General features: G+C 41.2%; 20 protein-coding genes. 14 read left to right on the top strand and 6 right to left on the bottom strand.

All coding sequences use genetic code 11. From position 1 onward, the window contains the following. Positions 1 to 31: 31 nt before the first annotated feature. The 5 genes from R2S08_RS14110 (at position 32) to R2S08_RS14090 (ending at position 4,828) form a co-directional block, all read left to right on the top strand. On the top strand, positions 32 to 1,363 hold the full coding sequence (locus R2S08_RS14110; RefSeq protein WP_208300937.1) for a DUF5690 family protein: 1,332 nt from the start codon (positions 32 to 34) through the stop codon (positions 1,361 to 1,363). Positions 1,364 to 1,374: 11 nt separating this feature from the next. Continuing rightward, positions 1,375 to 2,535 carry a TIGR03364 family FAD-dependent oxidoreductase gene (locus tag R2S08_RS14105; RefSeq protein ID WP_316835783.1) on the top strand — a complete coding sequence of 387 codons (1,161 nt, stop codon included), beginning with the start codon at positions 1,375 to 1,377 and terminating at the stop codon, positions 2,533 to 2,535. A gap of 147 nt (positions 2,536 to 2,682) precedes the next feature. Continuing rightward, positions 2,683 to 3,876 carry an enoyl-ACP reductase FabV gene (gene fabV, locus R2S08_RS14100; protein ID WP_316835782.1) on the top strand — a complete coding sequence of 398 codons (1,194 nt, stop codon included), beginning with the start codon at positions 2,683 to 2,685 and terminating at the stop codon, positions 3,874 to 3,876. Positions 3,877 to 4,107: 231 nt separating this feature from the next. After that, entirely contained in the window at positions 4,108 to 4,419 is a 312-nt protein-coding gene (locus tag R2S08_RS14095; RefSeq protein ID WP_316835781.1) for a hypothetical protein, read from the top strand. 217 nt (positions 4,420 to 4,636) lie between these two features. After that, positions 4,637 to 4,828 carry a cold-shock protein gene (locus tag R2S08_RS14090; protein ID WP_316835780.1) on the top strand — a complete coding sequence of 64 codons (192 nt, stop codon included), beginning with the start codon at positions 4,637 to 4,639 and terminating at the stop codon, positions 4,826 to 4,828. 66 nt (positions 4,829 to 4,894) lie between these two features. Here R2S08_RS14090 and R2S08_RS14085 read toward each other — a convergent pair whose 3' ends face one another. The 3 genes from R2S08_RS14085 to R2S08_RS14075 form a co-directional block, all read right to left on the bottom strand. Next, entirely contained in the window at positions 4,895 to 5,149 is a 255-nt protein-coding gene (locus R2S08_RS14085; RefSeq protein ID WP_316835779.1) for an isoleucyl-tRNA synthetase, read from the bottom strand. Between the two features lie 10 nt (positions 5,150 to 5,159). Beyond that, positions 5,160 to 5,345, bottom strand: coding sequence for a hypothetical protein (locus tag R2S08_RS14080; protein WP_108555509.1), 186 nt, complete (start codon positions 5,343 to 5,345; stop codon positions 5,160 to 5,162). Between the two features lie 133 nt (positions 5,346 to 5,478). After that, entirely contained in the window at positions 5,479 to 7,182 is a 1,704-nt protein-coding gene (locus R2S08_RS14075; RefSeq protein WP_316835778.1) for a lactonase family protein, read from the bottom strand. A gap of 534 nt (positions 7,183 to 7,716) precedes the next feature. Here R2S08_RS14075 and ileS point away from each other — a divergent pair. The 5 genes from ileS to R2S08_RS14050 all read left to right on the top strand — a co-directional run bounded on the left by ileS (position 7,717) and on the right by R2S08_RS14050 (position 13,327). Next, positions 7,717 to 11,106, top strand: coding sequence for an isoleucine--tRNA ligase (gene ileS / locus R2S08_RS14070; protein WP_316835777.1), 3,390 nt, complete (start codon positions 7,717 to 7,719; stop codon positions 11,104 to 11,106). 5 nt (positions 11,107 to 11,111) lie between these two features. After that, entirely contained in the window at positions 11,112 to 11,495 is a 384-nt protein-coding gene (locus R2S08_RS14065) for a TraR/DksA family transcriptional regulator (RefSeq protein WP_199076627.1), read from the top strand. Continuing rightward, positions 11,495 to 12,097, top strand: coding sequence for a lipoprotein signal peptidase (locus R2S08_RS14060; protein WP_108550814.1), 603 nt, complete (start codon positions 11,495 to 11,497; stop codon positions 12,095 to 12,097). The genes R2S08_RS14065 and R2S08_RS14060 overlap by 1 nt, the downstream gene beginning before the upstream one ends. Before the next feature lie 89 nt (positions 12,098 to 12,186). After that, positions 12,187 to 12,894 carry an SIMPL domain-containing protein gene (locus R2S08_RS14055; protein ID WP_316835776.1) on the top strand — a complete coding sequence of 236 codons (708 nt, stop codon included), beginning with the start codon at positions 12,187 to 12,189 and terminating at the stop codon, positions 12,892 to 12,894. Between the two features lie 118 nt (positions 12,895 to 13,012). Beyond that, positions 13,013 to 13,327: a hypothetical protein gene (locus R2S08_RS14050; protein ID WP_316835775.1), complete on the top strand. Its 315-nt coding sequence runs from the start codon at positions 13,013 to 13,015 to the stop codon at positions 13,325 to 13,327. 112 nt (positions 13,328 to 13,439) lie between these two features. On the opposite strand, the gene serS is transcribed toward R2S08_RS14050, so the two are convergent. Beyond that, positions 13,440 to 14,711, bottom strand: coding sequence for a serine--tRNA ligase (gene serS / locus R2S08_RS14045; protein WP_316835774.1), 1,272 nt, complete (start codon positions 14,709 to 14,711; stop codon positions 13,440 to 13,442). A gap of 48 nt (positions 14,712 to 14,759) precedes the next feature. On the opposite strand from serS, the gene rsmI reads away from it, so the two are divergent. The 4 genes from rsmI to R2S08_RS14025 are packed head-to-tail and all read left to right on the top strand — an operon-like array spanning position 14,760 to position 18,393. After that, the gene (rsmI, locus tag R2S08_RS14040) at positions 14,760 to 15,473 is read left to right on the top strand and encodes a 16S rRNA (cytidine(1402)-2'-O)-methyltransferase (protein WP_108551723.1); all 714 of its coding nucleotides are present in this window, start codon (positions 14,760 to 14,762) and stop codon (positions 15,471 to 15,473) included. 26 nt (positions 15,474 to 15,499) lie between these two features. Further along, positions 15,500 to 16,153, top strand: a complete 654-nt coding sequence (locus R2S08_RS14035; protein ID WP_108551721.1) for a PH domain-containing protein — start codon at positions 15,500 to 15,502, stop codon at positions 16,151 to 16,153. Positions 16,154 to 16,160: 7 nt separating this feature from the next. Continuing rightward, on the top strand, positions 16,161 to 17,747 hold the full coding sequence (lnt, locus tag R2S08_RS14030) for an apolipoprotein N-acyltransferase (RefSeq protein WP_316835773.1): 1,587 nt from the start codon (positions 16,161 to 16,163) through the stop codon (positions 17,745 to 17,747). Between the two features lie 7 nt (positions 17,748 to 17,754). Further along, the gene (locus R2S08_RS14025; protein WP_316835772.1) at positions 17,755 to 18,393 is read left to right on the top strand and encodes a Pr6Pr family membrane protein; all 639 of its coding nucleotides are present in this window, start codon (positions 17,755 to 17,757) and stop codon (positions 18,391 to 18,393) included. Here the strand turns inward: R2S08_RS14025 and R2S08_RS14020 are convergent. Both R2S08_RS14020 and R2S08_RS14015 read right to left on the bottom strand, forming a co-directional pair. Then, the gene (locus R2S08_RS14020; protein WP_316835771.1) at positions 18,390 to 20,030 is read right to left on the bottom strand and encodes an NAD+ synthase; all 1,641 of its coding nucleotides are present in this window, start codon (positions 20,028 to 20,030) and stop codon (positions 18,390 to 18,392) included. The two genes, R2S08_RS14025 and R2S08_RS14020, sit on opposite strands and share 4 nt — an antisense overlap. Before the next feature lie 3 nt (positions 20,031 to 20,033). After that, a complete protein-coding gene (locus tag R2S08_RS14015) occupies positions 20,034 to 20,747 on the bottom strand; it encodes a porin family protein (protein WP_316835770.1) in 714 nt (237 codons plus the stop codon).

Genomic DNA, 20,747 nt, shown 5'->3' with positions numbered 1-20,747 from the left:
ATTGCAATGTAAAAAAAAGAAAGCCTAAAGAATGAACCTGCTCAGCGTCATCCGCCAAAAAGTTTCCAATTGGCCCTATTGGATCATCACCGTACTGGGAGGTATAGCTGCATTTGGATGCTATACCAGTATGTATGCTTTTAGAAAAGCTTTTGCTTCGGCCACCTTCGAACACCAGGAGTTTTTGCATATAGATTATAAAGTCTGGCTCGTGGTCGCACAAATGGTTGGTTATACGCTGAGTAAATTCTATGGGATCCGTTTTATCTCAGAATCGGGAAAGAGCCATCGTGCAAAGAGTATCCTGCTTCTGATTTTTCTTTCCTGGATCGCCCTTTTGGGTTTTGCTTTGATTCCTGCGCCCTACAATATTGTCTTTCTGTTGTTGAACGGATTTCCTTTAGGCATGATCTGGGGACTGGTGTTCAGCTACCTGGAAGGAAGACGAACCACTGAATTTATGGGGGCACTGATGTCCATTAGCCTGATTTTTGCTTCAGGTTTTGTAAAAACTGTGGCCCGCATACTCATGTCTGCCTTCAGTGTAAGCGATCACTGGATGCCCTTTTTAACCGGATTGGTCTTCTTACTCCCTTTATTACTCTTCGTTTTCTGCCTGGAAATCATTCCTCCACCAACTAAAGAAGATCAACAGCTGAGAACTAAAAGGGTCCCTATGGATGCAAAACAAAGGAGCACATTCATCCGCACCTTCCTTCCCGGTATTGTCCTCACCATCATCACCTATGTCCTTCTGACCTGTATTCGGGATATGCGGGATAATTTTGAGGTGGAGATCTGGAATGGACTTGGCATCCACAACAACCACATATACACACAAATAGATACAGTAATTTCTATCGTCATACTGGCTATGATGGGGTTGTTGATCCTGATTAAAAACAATCTTAAAGCCTTTACCGTTATCCATATCATGATCATTGCCGGCTGTTTGCTGGTTGGCGTCAGCACATTTCTTTTTGATCGCGGACATATTGGTCCGGTAACCTGGATGGCCTTATTGGGAACAGGTCTGTATATGGGCTATATCCCCTACAATGCCATCTTTTTTGAAAGAATGATTGCTAACTTCCACTACAAAAGCAATATTGGCTTCATCATGTACGTAGCAGATTCAATCGGTTATCTAGGTAGTTTTTCTGTACTGCTGTTCAGGGAATTTGGACATACCGATATCAGCTGGGCGCATTTTTTCAAGCAATGCTTAATGGCGGTACCACTTATAGGCGGTACCTGCAGCGTACTCTCTTTGCTCTATTTCAGAAGGAAAACAATAAAAGAAACTAAAAAAAACACCACTTACTCAAAACGGCTCCCTGAGCCGGAAATAAGTATCAATTAAAATTATAAACCATGACTGACCAACATTTTGACCTTATCATCATTGGCGGAGGCATACTCGGAACCTTTCACGCTTATCATGCCTTAATCGAAGGCAAAACTGTACTTCAACTGGAAAAAGACAACTATCCGGTAGGTTCAACCGTACGTAACTTTGGGCAGGTGGTCCCTTCAGGTATGGAAGCAGAATGGTTCGAATATGGAGCCAGGGGCCTGGAGATCTACCAATCCATCCAGGAAGAATACGATATATCCGTCCGTAAAAATGGAAGCGTCTATATTGCTTCTGATGACGACGAACAAACCTTAATTCACGAACTTAAAGCTCATTATGATACGCTGGGTTACACCGCCGAGTTGCTCAGCAAAGAATCCGTTCTTGCAAAATACCCTTCTATAAAAGCATCTTATGCCAAAGAAGCACTTTATTTCCCACAGGAAGTTAGTGTAGAACCGGAACTGATGATTTATAACCTGCATCGTTATATGCAATCGAAGTTCAGCACTTACACCCTCCACTACAACACCCCGGTTATTGACTGTGTTTCAAAGGGGAGCGGCATCGAGGTTAAAACGAGTCTGGGAATTACCTACAATGCAGAAAAGGCCATCATCTGTAATGGCTATGAATTTAAACTGCTCTATCCTGAATTGTTCAGCAGCAGCGGAATTGTAATCAGCAAGCTGCAAATGATGAGGAGTATTCCGATGCCAGGATTACAGCTGGAAGGCAATATACTCACCGGACTGACCATCAGAAGATACGAAAGTTTCGAGCATTATTGCCCTTCTTTCCAAAGTATAAAAACCCCGGAACACTATGAAGAACTCAAAAAATGGGGTATTCATATCTTGTTTAAAAAAGCAGCCGACAACAGCGTTATTATAGGAGACTCCCATATCTATGCCGGAGTAAACCAGTTTGATCATTTAGGTTTTGATCTGGACCAGCACGTGAATGAACTCATGCTAAAAGAAGCGGAACGCATTGTTGATTTCAACGTCAGAGGCCTTCAAAGTACCTGGGCAGGATTTTACCCGCAACATCCAACCCACCACATTGTAGAATATGATCTGGACAACCGGATCCATATCCGTACGGCCATAGGCGGCAAAGGGATGACGGCAAGTGCAGGATACGCAGAACAGAGCATCCGGAAAATATTGGGTTAGCATTTCTTAACCTTACCTGTAAAAGACACCCCAAAAGGTGTCTTTTATTTTTTTATCCTATTGGAATTAAATAAAAACATTAGGTTTACCTTAAATTACGCCTTCCGTATTTTTAATTAAGTACAACTAGAATATAAAAAACATTTTATGATTATTGTTCCTAAAACACGTGGTTTTATCTGCCTTACCTCACACCCAAAAGGATGCGAGCAAAATGTTAAAAACCAGATCAGCTATGTAAAATCAAAGGGTGCCATAAATGGACCTAAAAAAGTACTGGTTATTGGCGCCTCAACTGGCTTTGGACTAGCCTCCAGGATTACCAGTGCCTTTGGATCAAACGCCGCTACGATAGGTGTGTTCTTCGAAAAACCATCAGCACCCGGCAAACCAGGCTCACCAGGATGGTACAATTCTGCTGCCTTTGAACAACAAGCCCATGAAGCAGGTCTTTACGCTAAAAGCATCAATGGAGATGCCTTTTCTACAGAAATCAAACAACAAACCATAGATCTCATAAAGGCTGACCTTGGACAGATAGACCTGGTGATCTACAGTTTAGCCTCTCCCAGAAGAACTGATCCGGTTACAGGCATCACCCATAATTCAACCTTAAAACCAATCGGAGAAGCCTTTACCAACAAAACGGTCGACTTCCATACCGGTATTGTATCTGAAATCTCTATTCAGCCAGCCAACGAAGAAGAAATAGAAAATACCATTAAAGTAATGGGTGGAGAAGACTGGGAAATGTGGATAGATGCTTTAAAGGCAGAGAACCTTTTGGCTCCGGGAGCCACAACTGTAGCCTACTCCTATATTGGCCCCCTGCTTACAGAACCTGTCTATCGCAAAGGCACCATTGGCCGTGCAAAAGACCATTTGGAAGCCACTGCTTTTACCATTACGGATAAATTGAAAGATCTTAATGGCAAAGCTTACGTTTCTGTAAATAAAGCCCTGGTTACTCAGGCCAGTTCAGCAATTCCTGTTATTCCTTTATATATTTCATTACTGTATAAAACAATGAAAGAAAAAGGCATCCACGAAGGCTGTATTGAACAAATTCAGCGTTTATTCCAGGACCGTCTATATACAGGTGAAGAGATCTCTACAGACGAAAAAGGAAGAATCAGAATAGACGACTGGGAAATGCGCGAAGATGTGCAGCATAAAGTTGCCGAATTGTGGGAACAGGCCACTACAGAAACCCTTCCTGCTATTGGAGACCTTAAAGGTTACAGCACAGACTTCTTTAATCTTTTCGGTTTTGAAGTGCCAGGTGTAGACTATGATGCAGATGTTAACGAGGTGGTAGAAATAGCTGGAATACAGAACTAGCATCGATATTTTAAAATAAATGGCCGCAGTTCTTTTAAAAAAGAGGTAGCGGCCATTGTTATTTTCGACCAGTCCTTCCGCAAACTGTTGACATACTCCACAATTCCAAAGTAGACAAAAACAATCAAAACACTGATAATCAGATCCGTGCCAAAAACCAACGGCTTCGGCATCATTATTAAATCTATTCTAATCGTAATTAACAAGATTATTAATCGAAATACTTAGAATATGAAAAAGATCATTTTATCAGCAGCCTTTTTAGCTTTCGTTGGATTAACCACAGTAAAAGCAAGCGAAATTAAAACAGAAGTTAAATACACTTTACAACAAGACAGTGCTTCAAAAGCACCGGTTGAACTTAAAGATCTGCCAGCTCCGGTGCAAACTACACTTCAAACAGATCCAATTAAACAATGGACACCAACTGCTGCATTTTTAGTAACCAATGCAGATAAAACTTCTTACTATGAAATTAACTTAAAGAAAGAAGATAAAACGGCTACCATCAAAATGGATAAAGACGGTAAAGCTGTTAAATAATCCCAATTGTTAACATCTACCTAAATAAGAAGAGCTGGAGCAATCCGGCTTTTCTTATTAAAATAAATTAAAAAACATCATTTTTCAAACCATGGGCAGCGAGCAAAACCTGCTTAATTCTGTTCTGAAGGGCCAGGAGGCAAAATAAATTATAAATTTTACTGATTTTCAGTTATTTGTGCCTACCTTCGCAACTCAATTTTTTAATAATAATACAATGCAAGAAGGAGTAGTAAAATTTTTCAATGAGTCAAAAGGTTTTGGTTTCATTATCCCATCTAACGGAGATAGCGAAATCTTTGTTCACTCAAGTGGCCTTTTAGGCGAAATCCGTGAAAACGACAAAGTTTCTTATAACGAAGAACAAGGTCGTAAAGGATTAAATGCAGTAAATGTTCAAGTAATCTAAAGTTCCTTATTACATATATTGTGAAAACTGCCCCACAAAGGGCAGTTTTTTCATTTTAGGGCTATTTTAATTCTTACCATCTGCCTCTTCTACGATTTCCTGCTCCGGATCCAACTCTACATTTCCTTCCTTGTCTTTCTTACCTAACAGAATCGGGTACAAAAACATCAATGCACCAATGATGAGTAAAGCACCCGATGCTTCCAGAAAATAGATACTCGAATCCATTCTGTTTATGCTCATCACCTTATAAGGAATCAGCAGTAATAACCCTAAAACAATCACTATAACTGCATTCTGGAGCTTAAGTACCTTTACCATATATCTGCTGTTAAGATTTTTTTCTTTTGATAAAACTTACAATCACAAATATCAATCCAATTACTTCAAGAAGCATACTGGCAATGATTATTGCGATACAAGCCGCAGTATTTGTATTTTTAAGCAACAGGGCAACTGGCATCAGTAACACAGCACCAGCCATACAAATCATTCCTATTTTCAGGTGTTTTGTCATACCACAAAGATAAGAGGACTTGAGCCACATTTCTTCACTTCACTAACAACTTTAATTAAGAACATTCTCTGAACAAAAACGGAATGCCTTTAAAGCAAAAGACACGCCCTGGGACGCCTGTTCTTATGGGTAGCTAAGGCGTCTGATCAGAAATATAATCCGAGAACGAATAAACGGGTGACAGGAAACCGATACCTGCTTCATTCACAGAGGCAATCCTAAAATAAAGCCCTTTATATGCTCTGATCAGCCGGGTTTGCACAGGATAACCTCTTTCTACCTCTATTAGCATACTTTCAGAAGTAGGGTTAAGACAATTTGGACAAAGGTTGGGGCCACCGGTCCAGACGATGTACGAAGTAGCTCCAGGAACGGGATTAAATCTCAGGACACCTTCCCAGGGAACCTTTAGAAGAGAATCTCTGGGAATAAGATGTGCAGCAAACTTTGTTGGTGGCGGTAACAATGTAGCGCCGGTTGCGATGATCTGCGAGGGTTGTTCTCCAACACCGTCAACCGCCGTATAGGCTCTTGTCTTTATCAAAGTACTCTGAGCGGATTGCGACCAGTTAGACAATGAAAATCCTGTGATGCTGTTATCTCCACTATTGGTTACATAGCACATGGAAGGATTACTAAAGACCAACTGATTAGGTCCCGCTCCTGTTGAAAAGGGGCTTCCATACATTTGAGTCAGTTTTTCGTCGGCCTCATTTCTAATGAAACCCGAAATTGTATTCGAAGAAGAGTTGGTAACCAGCACTGTTGCATCATTCGGAGCGATGGTCACGGATAAAGGATTTGCACCCGTAGGGTAGTTAGCCACTACTTTAGGTACGCCTGTTGTTATATCTATTTTTAAAACCGATAACGTGTTTGATTCGTTATTGACCACATAGGCCCAGCTACCTGAGCTGGAAATCGCCATACATGTAGGATTGTTACCCACGTTTACAGCAGGCACTATAGCAGTAAGAGCACCTGTCAAGGTATCTCTCCTGAACGCAGTTATCGTATTGTCTCTTGCGTTGGCAACATACAAATATTTACCGCTCGGATGAATGACTATAAATTGTGGAACATTGCCGGCATGATAATTTCCAATAATGGTAATATTGCCATAATCATCATCAGCTGTAAAAGCAGAGATTTGTTGACTGCCGGAGTTAGCGATATAGACATTTTTACCATTTGCGCTGGTAGTTATAAAACTTGCATTTTGCCCCACCCCATTCGGATATCCTGCTTTTGTTGCAAAGCTGTTCAGTGAAGGATTATAGGTCAGTGCCGAAAAATTGCTTGTGTACGGTGATACCAGGTAAGCTACTTTTTTTGACGGAGAAAGAGCCATTGAAGTTGCCATCTGCATTCCTGTACCATAGGGCTGGCCTGCGCTAGCCGTTAAAATTCCTGAAGGATCGGCATTAAACGATGATATCGTGTTGTTCTGGTTTAATACGGTTAGGAAAGAAGAACCTGATCCTGTGCCAAGAGTTTCATGACCCAAGGGACCAAAATTATTGCCGTTAATAATGGCTACGGCAATGTGATATATTTTTCCATTGATGATATTTTTAATAGTCTTTTTCACCAAAAAATCACCGGATTCATTAGCGTCGAACCGGACAAACGGGGTTTTGTTGGGAATAATAGTCGAAGTATCACAAAAAATCGCATAAGATTTATAAGAAACTATACCTGGAATCGATACGGTGATTTGTTTATTCCCTTCTTCTATCATAGGAAAGTAAGGCCGGGGTATGGATTGTGCCCTCAGCACAGCATGTAGCATGAAGGCAAAAAACATGAAAATGACTGTTTTAAATAATTGTGACATAGCTTAAGTATTTTCCTTTAAAAAAACATTTAACCTAATATAATAATATATTTTTTAAAAACAATAATACAAACTACTGACACGAAATACTAGATCCCCCCAAAGCTCTAGACAGGCTTCGTCTTGGTTCGTCACTTCTCCGCCGCTTCTCCGCCGTAACTTAGGTAAACAGGTACTTTTACCGGACAATCGGCGCTAAAAGGCCGGATCATCGAACAACTAACACAAAGCCAGGTATTATCCAGCCCCCATCCATAACCCACTCTGCACCATACCTAGTTTATGCGCCATACCTAGTCTACGCGCCATACCCGGTCACCACCCACCCTCTGCAATTTGCTACGGAAAATTCTCGTACGCTGCGGAAAGACCTCAGAGATCTGCGGGCCTCTTCGGCCCGCCTGATATCGTTAGTCTTGAAGCAGCTGTACAGAATTTTCCTTACAATTCATTAAAATTATGCCTCTACCGTAAGAGAAACTTAATTTTAATATCTTAACTTTGCAACCTTAATTTTTTGGAGATACTTGATTGATGTATAGGGAATTTAAACAACTGGAACTAGCTAAACTAAGCAAAGAAATACTTGAATTTTGGAAAAAGGAGAACATCTTTGAAAAAAGCATTTCTACTCGTCCGGAGTCCAATCCGTTTACTTTTTACGAAGGCCCCCCTTCTGCCAATGGCATGCCGGGGATCCACCACGTGATGGCCCGTGCGATTAAAGATATTTTTTGCCGTTACAAAACACAAAAAGGTTTCCAGGTAAAGCGAAAAGCCGGCTGGGACACCCATGGACTACCAGTAGAACTTGGAACTGAAAAAGAACTCGGCATCACCAAAGAAGACATTGGCAAAACCATTTCCATAGAAGATTATAACGAAGCCTGTAAAAAAACAGTGATGCGTTATACCGATGTATGGAATGACCTGACAGAACAAATGGGTTACTGGGTAGATATGGATGATCCATATGTGACCTACAAGTCCAAATACATGGAGTCTGTTTGGTGGCTTTTAAAACAAATCTACGATAAAGGCCTCCTTTACAAAGGTTATACCATACAACCCTATTCTCCAAAAGCCGGAACCGGACTGAGTTCTCACGAAGTTAACCAGCCAGGTGCTTACAGAGACGTTACCGACACCACTATTGTTGCACAGTTTAAATCACTGCCAGAAACCCTTCCCGAATTTTTACAGGGATTTGGAGAAATCCACCTGATGGCCTGGACAACAACCCCCTGGACATTGCCTTCCAATACCGCTTTAACCGTTGGACCAAAAATAGACTATGTATTGGTCAAAACTTTTAACCAGTATACCTTTCTGCCGGTAAATGTGATTTTAGCAAAGAACCTGGTTGGAAAACAATTCAACAAAGTATACTTTGAAAGTGCCTCAGCAGAAGATTTCCATAATTTTGCCGCAGGTGATAAAAAAATCCCTTATCAGATTTTAGCTGAATGCAAAGGTACCGATCTGGTAGGCATCAGATATGAACAGCTTTTACCCTATACCCTTCCTTACCAAAACCCTGAAAATGCATTCCGCGTCATCTCGGGCGACTTTGTAACCACAGAAGATGGAACCGGTATTGTACACACGGCCCCTACTTTTGGTGCAGATGATGCTAAAGTAGCAAAAGAAGCCACCCCGGAAGTTCCACCAATGCTGGTTCTGGATGAAAACGGAACACCAGTGCCCCTGGTAGATTTGCAAGGTAAGTTCACCTCTCATTTGGGAGATCTTGCAGGTAAATATGTAAAGAATGAGTACTACAACTCTGGTGAAGCCCCGGAAAAATCTGTGGACGTAGAAATCGCCATCCGTTTAAAAGAAGAAAATAAAGCCTTTAAGGTAGAGAAATATGTGCACAGTTATCCACACAGCTGGAGAACTGACGAGCCGCTCTTATATTACCCGCTGGATTCCTGGTTCATTAAGGTAACGGACGTAAAAGACCGTATGTTTGATCTGAACGAAACCATTAACTGGAAACCAAAATCCACTGGTGAAGGTCGTTTTGGAAACTGGTTAAAAAATGCCAATGACTGGAACCTTTCACGTTCCAGATACTGGGGAATTCCTTTGCCGATCTGGAGAACAGAAGACAAAAAAGAAGAGATGATCATTGGCTCTGTAGAAGAGCTGTACCAGGCGATAGAGAAATCTATTGAGGCAGGTCTGCAAAAAGAAAATCCATTCAAAGGATTTGAGATTGGAAACATGTCTGAAGAAAACTATGACCTGGTCGATTTGCATAAAAATGTGGTAGATGAAATTATTTTGCTTTCTCCATCAGGCAAACCAATGAAACGCGAATCCGATCTGATCGACGTTTGGTTTGACAGCGGGGCTATGCCTTACGCACAATGGCATTATCCATTTGAGCATAAAGATAAAATTGATGGCAATAAAGATTTCCCCGCAGATTTTATTGCTGAAGGTGTAGATCAGACCCGTGGATGGTTTTATACCCTGCATGCTATCGGCACCCTGGTTTTTGATCAGGTTGCATATAAAAATGTAGTTTCTAACGGGCTGGTACTGGACAAAAACGGACAAAAGATGTCCAAACGCTTAGGCAACGCCGTAGATCCTTTCAAAACACTGGCAGAATACGGGCCAGATGCGACCAGATGGTACATGATTTCCAATGCGAATCCATGGGACAACCTGAAGTTCGACACAGAAGGTATTGCAGAAATACGCCGTAAATTCTTTGGCACCCTATACAATACTTATGCTTTCTTTGCGCTATATGCCAATATCGATCAGTTTGTGATAGACCAGAACAATCTGACACCAGTTGCCGAGCGCAGCGAACTGGACCGCTGGATCTTATCCTTATTGCAAACGCTGATTGCAGAAGTTGACGAAAGCTATAATGCTTACGAACCGACGAGAGCCACAAGGGCTATCCAGGCTTTTGTAGATGAACACCTGAGCAATTGGTACATCAGATTGTCCCGCCGCCGCTTCTGGAAAGGCGAGATGACCGCTGATAAAAAAGCCGCTTACGAAACATTGTACACCTGTTTGATGAGTGTGGCTCAGATGATGGCACCAGTAGCACCTTTCTTTGCAGACTGGTTGTTCCGTAACCTGGCGGTAGCAGACAAGAACGCTGCCGAGTCCATTCACCTGGCCTTGTGGAAAGAAGCAGAGACATCTCTTATAGATACTGCCCTGAACGAACGGATGCAGCTTGCACAAGACATTTCCTCTATGGTATTGTCGCTCCGTAAGAAATCCGGCATCAATGTTCGTCAGCCTTTAGCCAAGATCCTTTTACCTGTTCTGGACCAGAAATTTGCAGACAAAGTAGAATTGGTGAAAGAATTAATTCTATCCGAAACGAATATTAAAAATATTGAGTATATTACTGACACTGCAGGCTTCATCAAGAAAAAGATCAAACCTAACTTTAAAACCCTGGGGCCAAAAGTTGGTAAAGATATGAAGCTGGTTGCCGAGGTCATCAATAACCTGAGCCAGGAGCAGCTGGGACAGTTTGAAAGTGCCGGAGAATATTTGATCCCGGGTACCGATTATCTGATCCAACTGGCCGACGTTGAGATTATTGCCGAGGACATACCAGGATGGCAGGTGACCAATCTGGGCAGTTTAACTGTTGCCCTGGATGTAACCATTACTGAAGAATTGAAACAGGAAGGCTTATCCAGAGAACTCATTAACCGCATCCAGAATTTGAGAAAGGAACTGAACTTTGAAGTGACGGATCGGATTACCGTGAGTTTACAAAAGGATAATTTGATCACCGCCGCAGTAGAACAAAATAAACAATACATTTGCTCGGAAATTTTAGCAGATGACATTAATTTAACAGAGAATATAGACAAAGGAAACAAAATCGTAATAGATGATGTTGAATTACTAATTTCGATTGAAACACAATAATTATTATGGAAAAAACTGAGAAAACAAGGTATTCTGATAGTGAGTTACAGGAATTCAAAGACCTGATCCTTGACAAATTACGTATGGCAAAAGAAGAATTCCTGTCTTTAACCAATTCATTAAGTAGCCCGAACTCTAATGGTACAGAAGATACTTCCGGAACATATAAGACTTTAGAAGATGGTTCTGCCACTTTGGAAAAAGAGCAGATCAATCAGTTAGCTGCCCGCCAGAAAAAATTCATTGAAAATCTTGAGGCTGCTCTGGTACGCATTGAAAACAAAACTTATGGAATTTGCAGGGAAACCGGTAAACTGATCCAGAAAGAACGTTTACGTGCTGTTCCTCATGCAACTTTAAGTATGGAAGCTAAACTGAAGCAGGCATAATGAAAGGCTATACCAAACCTTTACTAATTATTTTTTTAGTATTACTTATAGACCAGGCGGTAAAAACCTGGATCAAAACCCATATGTACATTGGCCAGGAGTTCAAAATCCTGGGCAATTGGTTCATTATACATTTCACAGAGAACAATGGTATGGCCTTTGGTCTGGAATTTGGCGGGGAGTTTGGTAAGCTGTCTTTATCTTTATTTAGAATTGCGGCTGTAGCTGGTATTGGCTATGGCCTGCATTATCTCATTCAGCGCAAATATCACAGAGGCCTGATTTTAAATGTAGCCCTTATTTTTGCCGGAGCACTGGGTAATATTATTGACTCTGTATTCTATGGTAAAATCTATGGTTATGCAGGTCTGTTTCATGGCCGCGTAGTGGATATGATGTATTTTCCTATACTGGAAGGCGTTTTCCCAAAATGGGTACCCATCTGGGGCGGAGAAGATTATATATTCTTCAGACCCGTATTTAACATTGCGGATGCAGCTATTTCTGTGGGTGTAATCTTAATCCTCGTATTTCAAAAAAGCTATTTCAAAGAAGAAATTATTGAAGAAATAGGCCCTAATAATGAGATCGTTGAAGATTAATCTACTCTTTTTTTCTTTTGTCCTTATGGAATTGGTATGATAATTACATCTGAATATTAAACACACAAAAGAAATTAATTTATACCGTTATGAAAAAATTAGTAGCCCTTGCCTTTGTTGCCTTATTTAGTATGAGCGCCATGGCCCAGCAAGTAGATATGAGAAGAAAGATTTCCGTTAGCGGTTCGGCCGAAACAGAAGTTACCCCAGACATTATCTACTTAAGCATTTCATTAAAAGAGTATCTTAAAGACAACAATAGTAAGAAAAAAGTAGACATCACTACGCTGGAGAACCAGTTGTTCAATGCCATCCAAAGCGCAGGTATACCGAAAGAAAATCTGATGATCAATAACCTCTCCAGCTATAATTATGCAACGGAGAAAAAGAAAGATCCGGATTTCCTGGTGAGTAAACAATATCGCTTAAAAGTAACAGACTTAAACAAATGGAATGCAATTATTGGTGCTGTTGATCCAAAAGGAGTAGCCTATACCAATATTGAAAGCTATGATTACTCTAAAATTGAAGCTTTGAAGAAAGAGCTGAAAATTAAGGCTATTCAGGCAGCCAAAGCTAAAGGTACTTATATGGCCGAAGCACTTGAAGACCATTTGGGAAGCGCAATCGATGTACAGGAAGTCAACAATGAAAACTATCCTCAGCCCATGTACCGCGCCAATGTAATGATGAAATCTGCTTATGCCGGTGATGCCGCAGAGTCTGCAGCCCCGGAAATTGATTTCAAGAAGATCAAACTGAATTATGTAGTGAATGTAGTCTTCGAATTAAAATAATTGATCTGAACACTATACAGTACCGATAAAAATTTAAGCTTATTATATAATAAACAGACCCGCCAACAAACTTGGCGGGTTTTTTGTTATAATATACATAACCCTTAAAAATAAACTTATGAAGAAAATTATTTACTCGCTTGCTCTAGTCTTTATGTTGGGGATTAGTGCAAACACTGTAATGGCAGCTGGAAACAGGGATAAGAATAAAACAGAACTTACAGCTGAACAGCAGGTGGAACTAAAACGCATTACTGACCGTGTGGAAGAAATCAAACACATGGACAAATCAAATCTTTCCAAAGAGGAGCGAAAAGAACTGCGTAAGGAACTGAAAGAGATGAAGAAACATGCACGTGCTATGGGCGGAGGTGTTTATCTTTCTGTTGGAGCGATCATTATTATTATTCTTTTATTGATCCTGATCCTGTAGATCAAATTATCGGAGATTATTCACCTAAATATATCTATCTGTAAAAAGGCCTTATGCGTAAGCAATAAGGCCTTTTTCTTTCTGTTCAATCCCCGTGGGGAAATGAAGAAGACTAATCAATCAGATCAAATCCGGTATATTTCACTAAAGCCTCCGGAATACGGATGCCTTCTGGAGTCTGGTAGTTTTCTAAAATAGCGGCTACAATACGTGGTAAAGCCAAAGCACTTCCATTTAGCGTATGTGCAAGTTGGGTTTTACCGGTATTTCCTTTATATCTCAGTTTTAAACGGTTGGCCTGATAAGTCTCAAAGTTGGATACAGAGGAAACTTCCAGCCAGCGTTGTTGTGCTGCACTCCATACTTCCATGTCATAGGTCATTGCAGAAGTAAAGCCCATATCTCCTCCGCATAAGCGAAGTACCCTGAAGTGCAGACCGAGTTCCTTTAATAAGGACTGTACATAAATGCTCATCTCTTCCAGCACCTGGTAAGATTTGTCGGGGTGTACAACTTGCACCACTTCCACTTTATCAAATTGGTGCAATCTATTTAATCCTCTTACATGTGCACCATATGAACCCGCCTCCCGACGAAAACAAGGTGTATAAGCGGTATTTTTAACTGGAAGATCTTCTTCTTTTAAAATAACATCTCTATATAAATTCGTTACCGGTACTTCTGCTGTTGGAATCAGGTAAAGGTTATCAACAGTAGAGTGATACATCTGCCCTTCCTTGTCTGGCAATTGCCCTGTTCCGAAGCCTGAAGCCTCATTAACCAAATGGGGAACCTGCATCTCTCTATAACCCTCTGCAGTGGCGTGGTCCAGAAAAAAGTTAATCAGCGCACGTTGCAGACGGGCTCCTTTACCTTTATATACAGGAAATCCTGCTCCGGTAATTTTAGTTCCCAGTTCGAAATCTATAATATCATATTTGGAGGTCAGCTCCCAATGTGGCAGAGCTTGCTCATGCAATACAGCGGGCTCACCATAAGTCAGCACTACCTCATTCTCTTCTGGTGTAATTCCTGAAGGAACCAAAGGTCCAGGCAAATTAGGCAATTGTACCAGCAGATTGTGCAATTGAAGCTCCACCGTACTTAACTGATCAGACAGATGCTTGATTTTATCTTTATTTGCAGTAGTTTCCGCTTTAATCGCATCAGCTTCCTCTTTTTTTCCATTACGCATCAGCTCACCAATTTGTTTGGCACTGGCATTGGCTATAGCAGAAAGGTTATCCAGCGAAGTTTGAGTTTGTCTGCGTTCATCATCAATTTGAATGATTTCATCAACCAGTTCAACCTGTTTAAAGTGACGTACACTTAAGCGTTCTAAAACTTTCTCTCTATTTTCGCGGATATAGTTAACTTGCAGCATTATTTATAATATTTTAAACAAAGATAACAAGAGTTTAGAGAGAATAACATGGAAGGTAAACTATTTCTTGTACCAACGCCCATAGGTAATCTGGAAGATATGACTTTCAGGGCCGTCAGAGTCTTAAAAGAAGCAGATGTTATCTTAGCAGAAGATACCCGTACCAGTGCACCATTACTTAAACATTTTGGCATTGATAAAAAGGCCTATTCTCATCATCAGCATAATGAGCACAAGGCAACCTCTGAGATCATTAAATTCCTGAAACAAGGACAGAACGTGGCGCTCATTTCAGATGCAGGTACACCAGCCATATCAGACCCGGGCTTTTTCCTGGTGCGGGAAGTATTGAAAAATGACCTGCAGGTAGAGTGTCTTCCGGGAGCTACAGCATTTGTACCTGCCCTGGTCAATTCTGGTTTACCAACAGATGCATTTGTTTTTGAAGGTTTTCTACCTGTTAAAAAAGGCAGACAAACCCGTTTTAAAAAACTTGCGGAAGAAGAGCGTACCATTGTATTATATGAAAGTCCTCACCGTTTATTAAAAACACTGGAAGAGTTTGGCCAGTATTTTGGGGAAGAGAGACAAGCCTCGGTCAGCAGGGAGCTCACCAAGATGTATGAAGAGACCGTAAGGGGTACCGTGGCAGAGATAAAATCACATTTTGAAAACAATATTTTAAAGGGAGAATTTGTAATTTGTGTGGCAGGTAAGCCCGAAACAAAAAAGACAAAGGCAGATGGCCGCGATTACAAATAGTTATTTAACCTAATCAAGAAGAACAAATGATATTAATAGATAGATTTTTAAGTGACGAACAAGATCCTAAAGCCGTAGAAAAGGTTCTGGGAAAATTAAATGATATACTCACCAGCAATGAGGAACTGATCTACCTGGCCGTACAAAAGAAACCTGCGGTCAATTTGTTGCCAGACTGTATTGCCGTGAGCAACAAACGTATCTTTTACTGTGAGCCGGCCAATTTTGGCATAACGATGAAATTCACAGATATTTCCTGGAAGAGCATAAAAGAAGTGTCCTTTAAAGAAGAATTGTTTGGTTCCAAATTTATCTGCGTACCGCAGCAGGGTGAAAACATCATTACCGAATACATCCCTAAAACGCAAGCCAGAAAACTGTATCAGGCGGCCTATGAGCAACTGGAAAACTTTAAAGAAGAACAGAGAAAATCTGATATAGAAGATAAACGGGCTGCTGTTTCTCCGGTGACTGTTAATGCCCAGCCACAGGGAATCGCAGATTTCAGTCATATTGAGGAGGCTGTTGTGGTACCTGATCCTGTTCCGGTTGTCCATGTTGAAGAGCCTGAAGATGAGACCACACTTAAACTCAGAAAGCTCAAAACGCTATATGATAAGCAGCTGATTACCCAGGAAGAATATGAAGCAAAGAAAGCAAGCATTTTAGATAGCTTTTAGTCATCCTATGAAATCCAAGACCTTTCTTCTGCCAGCTTTATTAAGTGCTTTCTTAATGTGGCTGGCCTGGCCTCCTATTCCCTATACCACACCTTTACTCCTGGTTGGATTGGTTCCGCTCTTATTGGCTATCGATTCCATCCGCCAGTCTGACGCTCCAAAGAAGGGTAAAAAAGTATTTTTAACTGCAGGCCTTACCTTCCTGGTTTGGAATACCGCCAGTATTTATTGGGTATACAATGCCATAAGCGCAGTAAACAATGCTTTTGTGGCTTTCCTGATCTCTTTAATCCCTTATGGATTGGGCGCTTTGTTGATGACCTTTGCCTTTTGGCTGTATTACAGACTGAGCGTTGTTGCCAGTAAAAAGATCGCTTACTTTGGTCTGATCTCTTTTTATATTGCGATGGAATACCTGCACCAGACCTGGGACCTGGCCTTCCCATGGATGACCCTGGGCAATGGACTGGCAGGCATGCATCAGTTGGCCCAATGGTATGAATATACAGGTGTATATGGAGGGTCCCTATGGATTCTGGCGAGTAATATCCTGGCCTTTGAAGCCTATAAAGTTTTCAAGTCAAAACTAACCGGCTATCCGAAATTCAGGCCTGCATTCATTTGGGGGCTATTTGTAATTCTTCCAGCGGCACTTTCCCTAACAAAATATGTTCAGTATAAAGAGAAGCCTGTTCCAGTAAATGTAGTCGTGGTACAGCCCAATATTGATCCCTATCAAAAGTACGAGAGTTTACCTGCCAGTGAGCAGCTGAAAATTCTAACTCATTTATCTGATTCTATTGCTCAACCCAATACAGAATATTTTATCTGGCCTGAAACAGCCATTCCCCGTTATGCAGATGAAGACCGTATCAGGGAGAATCCAGATTTCCTTACCGCACAGCATTTTCTGTACAAGTATAAAAATGCAAGTCTGATCACAGGAATTGAGAGCATCAAGAGAAATGGCGATCAGGTCAGCAGTTTTAATACGGCCATGCAGCTGGAAAACTCGGCCAATGTACAGTTTTATCATAAATCTAAACTTGTACCTGGTGTCGAAAAGATGCCTTTCCCAGGTGCTTTATCTATTCTGGGACCTGTTTTTGATGGTTTTGGTGGAACAGTTGGGGGTTACAAAGGCCAGGAAGATCCAGGTGTATTTTATTCCTACGGTGGCATTGGGGCCACACCAGTGATCTGCTATGAATCTTTATGGGGCGACTGGATAGGAAAGTCTGTGAAAAACGGGGCTCAGTTTATCGCCATCATCACCAATGATGGGTGGTGGGACAATACTTCCGGAAAAGACCAACACTTCCTCTACGCAGGACTACGGGCCATTGAAACCAGAAGATATGTTGTCAGATCAGCGAATACGGGTATTTCGGGTTTTATCAACCAAACCGGAGATGTGGTTAAGCAAAGCAAATGGTGGACCAGAACAGCCCTTAAAGCGGATATCAATTTGAATGATGAGATCACGTTTTATACCAAAAGCGGTGATCTGATTGCTAAGCTGTGCAGCCTTACGGCAATATTCTTCGCGCTTATCATTCCTTATAGAAAATGGGGTAGAAAAGTTAAACAATAATTGCAAAATGAGAAGATCAAATATAAACACCTTATCCCTGAGTATCATTGTACTACTCAGTTGGTTTGCCATCGTACTTCAATTTGATCTTACGTTAATCAACAGACAGCTTCCGCTATTACAAAGCATCGCTAAATTTTTCAGTTATTTCACGATCTTAACCAATATTCTGGTGGCTACTGCCCTTTCCTTTATCCTGTTTTCTCCAGGCTCCTCTTATGGCAGGTTCTTTTCCAGTGCCAAAGTTTTGACTGCAACAACAGTCTATATTATCGTAGTTGGGGCAGTTTATAATGTAGTTTTAAGACCACTCGCCACGCCGCAGGGCTTAAACTGGCTCGCAAATGAACTGCTTCACCTGGTGGTCCCTCTAATGACTGTTTTATATTGGATTTGTTTTGTAGACAAGAAAACACTTAAATGGTCGGATATGTGGCCCTGGCTACTCTATCCCCTTGCCTACTTCTGCATTACACTTTTTGCCGGAGCCTATGGCGCAACCTACCCTTACCCTTTTATAGATGTAACACAGTTAGGATATTCAAGAGTGCTGATCAACTGCTTGGGTGTAGCAGCACTCTTTATTGGATTATCTTTATTGATGATTGCTCTCGGAAAAATACCCAGATCAAAGAAAAACAACTAGGATAAATACTTTCCTACTATAGGCATTCTTCTTCCCATACCAAATGCCTTTGGTGATACTCTTAAGATTGGTGGTGTTTGATAGCGTTTAAATTCGGCTGTATTGACCATTTTAATGATCCTGCGTACCAAGGCCTCATCAAACCCCTGGGCTATAATGGCAGAAGAACTCTTCTTCAGCTCTATATACTGAAACAAAATCTGATCCAGGATATCATAATCCGGCAAAGAATCCGAATCTTTCTGACCTGGGCGAAGTTCTGCTGAAGGTGGCTTCACAATAGAGTTTTCAGGAATGACTGCAGCATCTTTATTAATATAATGCGCAAGCTGATAGACCTGAGTCTTATATACATCACCAATGACGCCAATAGCACCACACATGTCTCCATACAAAGTACCATATCCTACTGCACATTCACTTTTATTGGAGGTATTCAGTAAGATATAACCAAATTTGTTAGACATGGCCATCACCACAATGCCACGGCACCGGGCTTGTATATTCTCTTCAGTAAGATTAAAAGGCAAATTATGGAACGCAGGGGCCATCATCTGATCAAAAGCATCTGCCGCCTCCTTAATGGGGATGATCTCGTGTTGACAACCAATATTCTTGACCAGGTCCAATGCATCCTGTACAGAATGATCTGTAGAATATTTAGAGGGCATCAGTACGGCCATAACATTTTCTGCGCCAAGGGCCCGGCAAGCCAGTGCACATACAATCGCCGAATCAATTCCGCCAGACAGACCTAATACAGCCTTTTTAAAACCAGACTTTTCAAAATAGTCTTTGATACCCAGGATAAGCGCATCATGGATCTGTTCTATATCTGGAACTGGTTGATGTTCCAGCGGCTGAAGGTGCTGAATATGTTGATCTTTAAATTCATATAAGCCTATAGCTTCCTTGAAGTACGGAAGCTCGTCAAGCATTTGCCCTTTTGCATCAAAAACCATAGAGCCTCCGTCAAAAATAATCTCTGTCTGCGCGCCAACCTGATTGACATACAACAGTGGTAATTTATATTTCCGGGCATTCTCTGCCAGTACTACGATACGTTCATCATCATGGCAATAGGAGAAAGGAGAAGCGGCAATATTGATCATCAAATCCGGCTGCTGCAGGATAAGTTCATCCATGGGATTGGAAACATATAAAGGATTGTTGTTAATGTTCCACAGATCCTCACAAATGGTTAGCGCAATTTTCTTCCCTTTAAAGTGTATACATTCAAAACTGGTGGCCGGCTCAAAATAACGGTACTCATCAAAAACATCATAGTTTGGAAGCAATGCCTTTCTGACGATGCTCCTGACCTGACCATTTTCAATAAAATAAGCCGCATTGAACAGATCTTTACCCGCAAGCTGTTCATTTTTCACAGGTAAACCAATGATGCAGGCAATGTCTGTGCAATGTTCCGCAATTTTTAAAGCAGCCTGCTCACAAAGAGAAATGAACTCTTCGAATTCCAGGAAGTCGCGTGGCGGGTAGCCGCAAACAGCAAGTTCTGCAAAGACCACCAAATCTGCGCCTTTTTCTTTGGCTTTACCAAGATGTTCAATGATTTTATGGGTATTGGCCTCAAAATTTCCAATATGGTAGTTCAGTTGAGCGAGTGCAATCTTCATGTTTTAAAAGAATATTCCGAAGTTCAAGGCAATATAATGGTTCTTTACGCTTCTGTCACCATCTTTAACAATATTGGTAAACCCGTTATTATAGGTTAAACCGGCAGTAATGCTGGTGTGGGTATCGAGGTCAAATTCACCGCCACCGCCCAGGATCAAACCTGCACGGTAAAAACGGGTAGAAGATTTGATGTTCTGGTTAGTCACAATTCCTTTACCTCCGCTTTCTGCGTCCTGCCGTGCACCAATGTTGAAATCGTTAGACAAACCAAACTGTCCGTACCACCTCAGATCACCAATCTTATTGGTTTTAAGTTTCACTGTAAGCGGCAACTCCAGGTATTGAAGTTTATATTTTAGATCATAAGCAGTAGCTGCTGTGGTATTGGCATTTTGTGCATATAATCTTGGGTTGATTTCAGTGCTTTTTCCGTTAATAGTGGTCACAGTAATACCAGTTGCCAGGCTATAGTTTTCGGCAAAATTAAAATCAGCCAGAAGTCCGTAAGAAAAGCCTAAACTTGTACCATTACCTTTTCCGTTTTCTGCCTTTATCCATCCAAAAGTTGGATGTGCCGTTAAACCAAGACGAAATCCGTAATCCATAATTGGAGTATTCTGGGCAAAAAGATGACTGGCGGAAATGAAGAAGAAGAGAGAAAGGAGTATTTTTTTAATCATTGTGGTTGGTGTTAAATACAGATACTGTAATTTCAT

It is taken from the genome of Pedobacter nutrimenti (assembly GCF_032678445.1).
Lineage (GTDB): Bacteria > Bacteroidota > Bacteroidia > Sphingobacteriales > Sphingobacteriaceae > Pedobacter > Pedobacter nutrimenti_A.
Note: the sequence above shows the minus strand (reverse complement) of the source record. Positions and strands in the feature narration are given on the sequence as shown.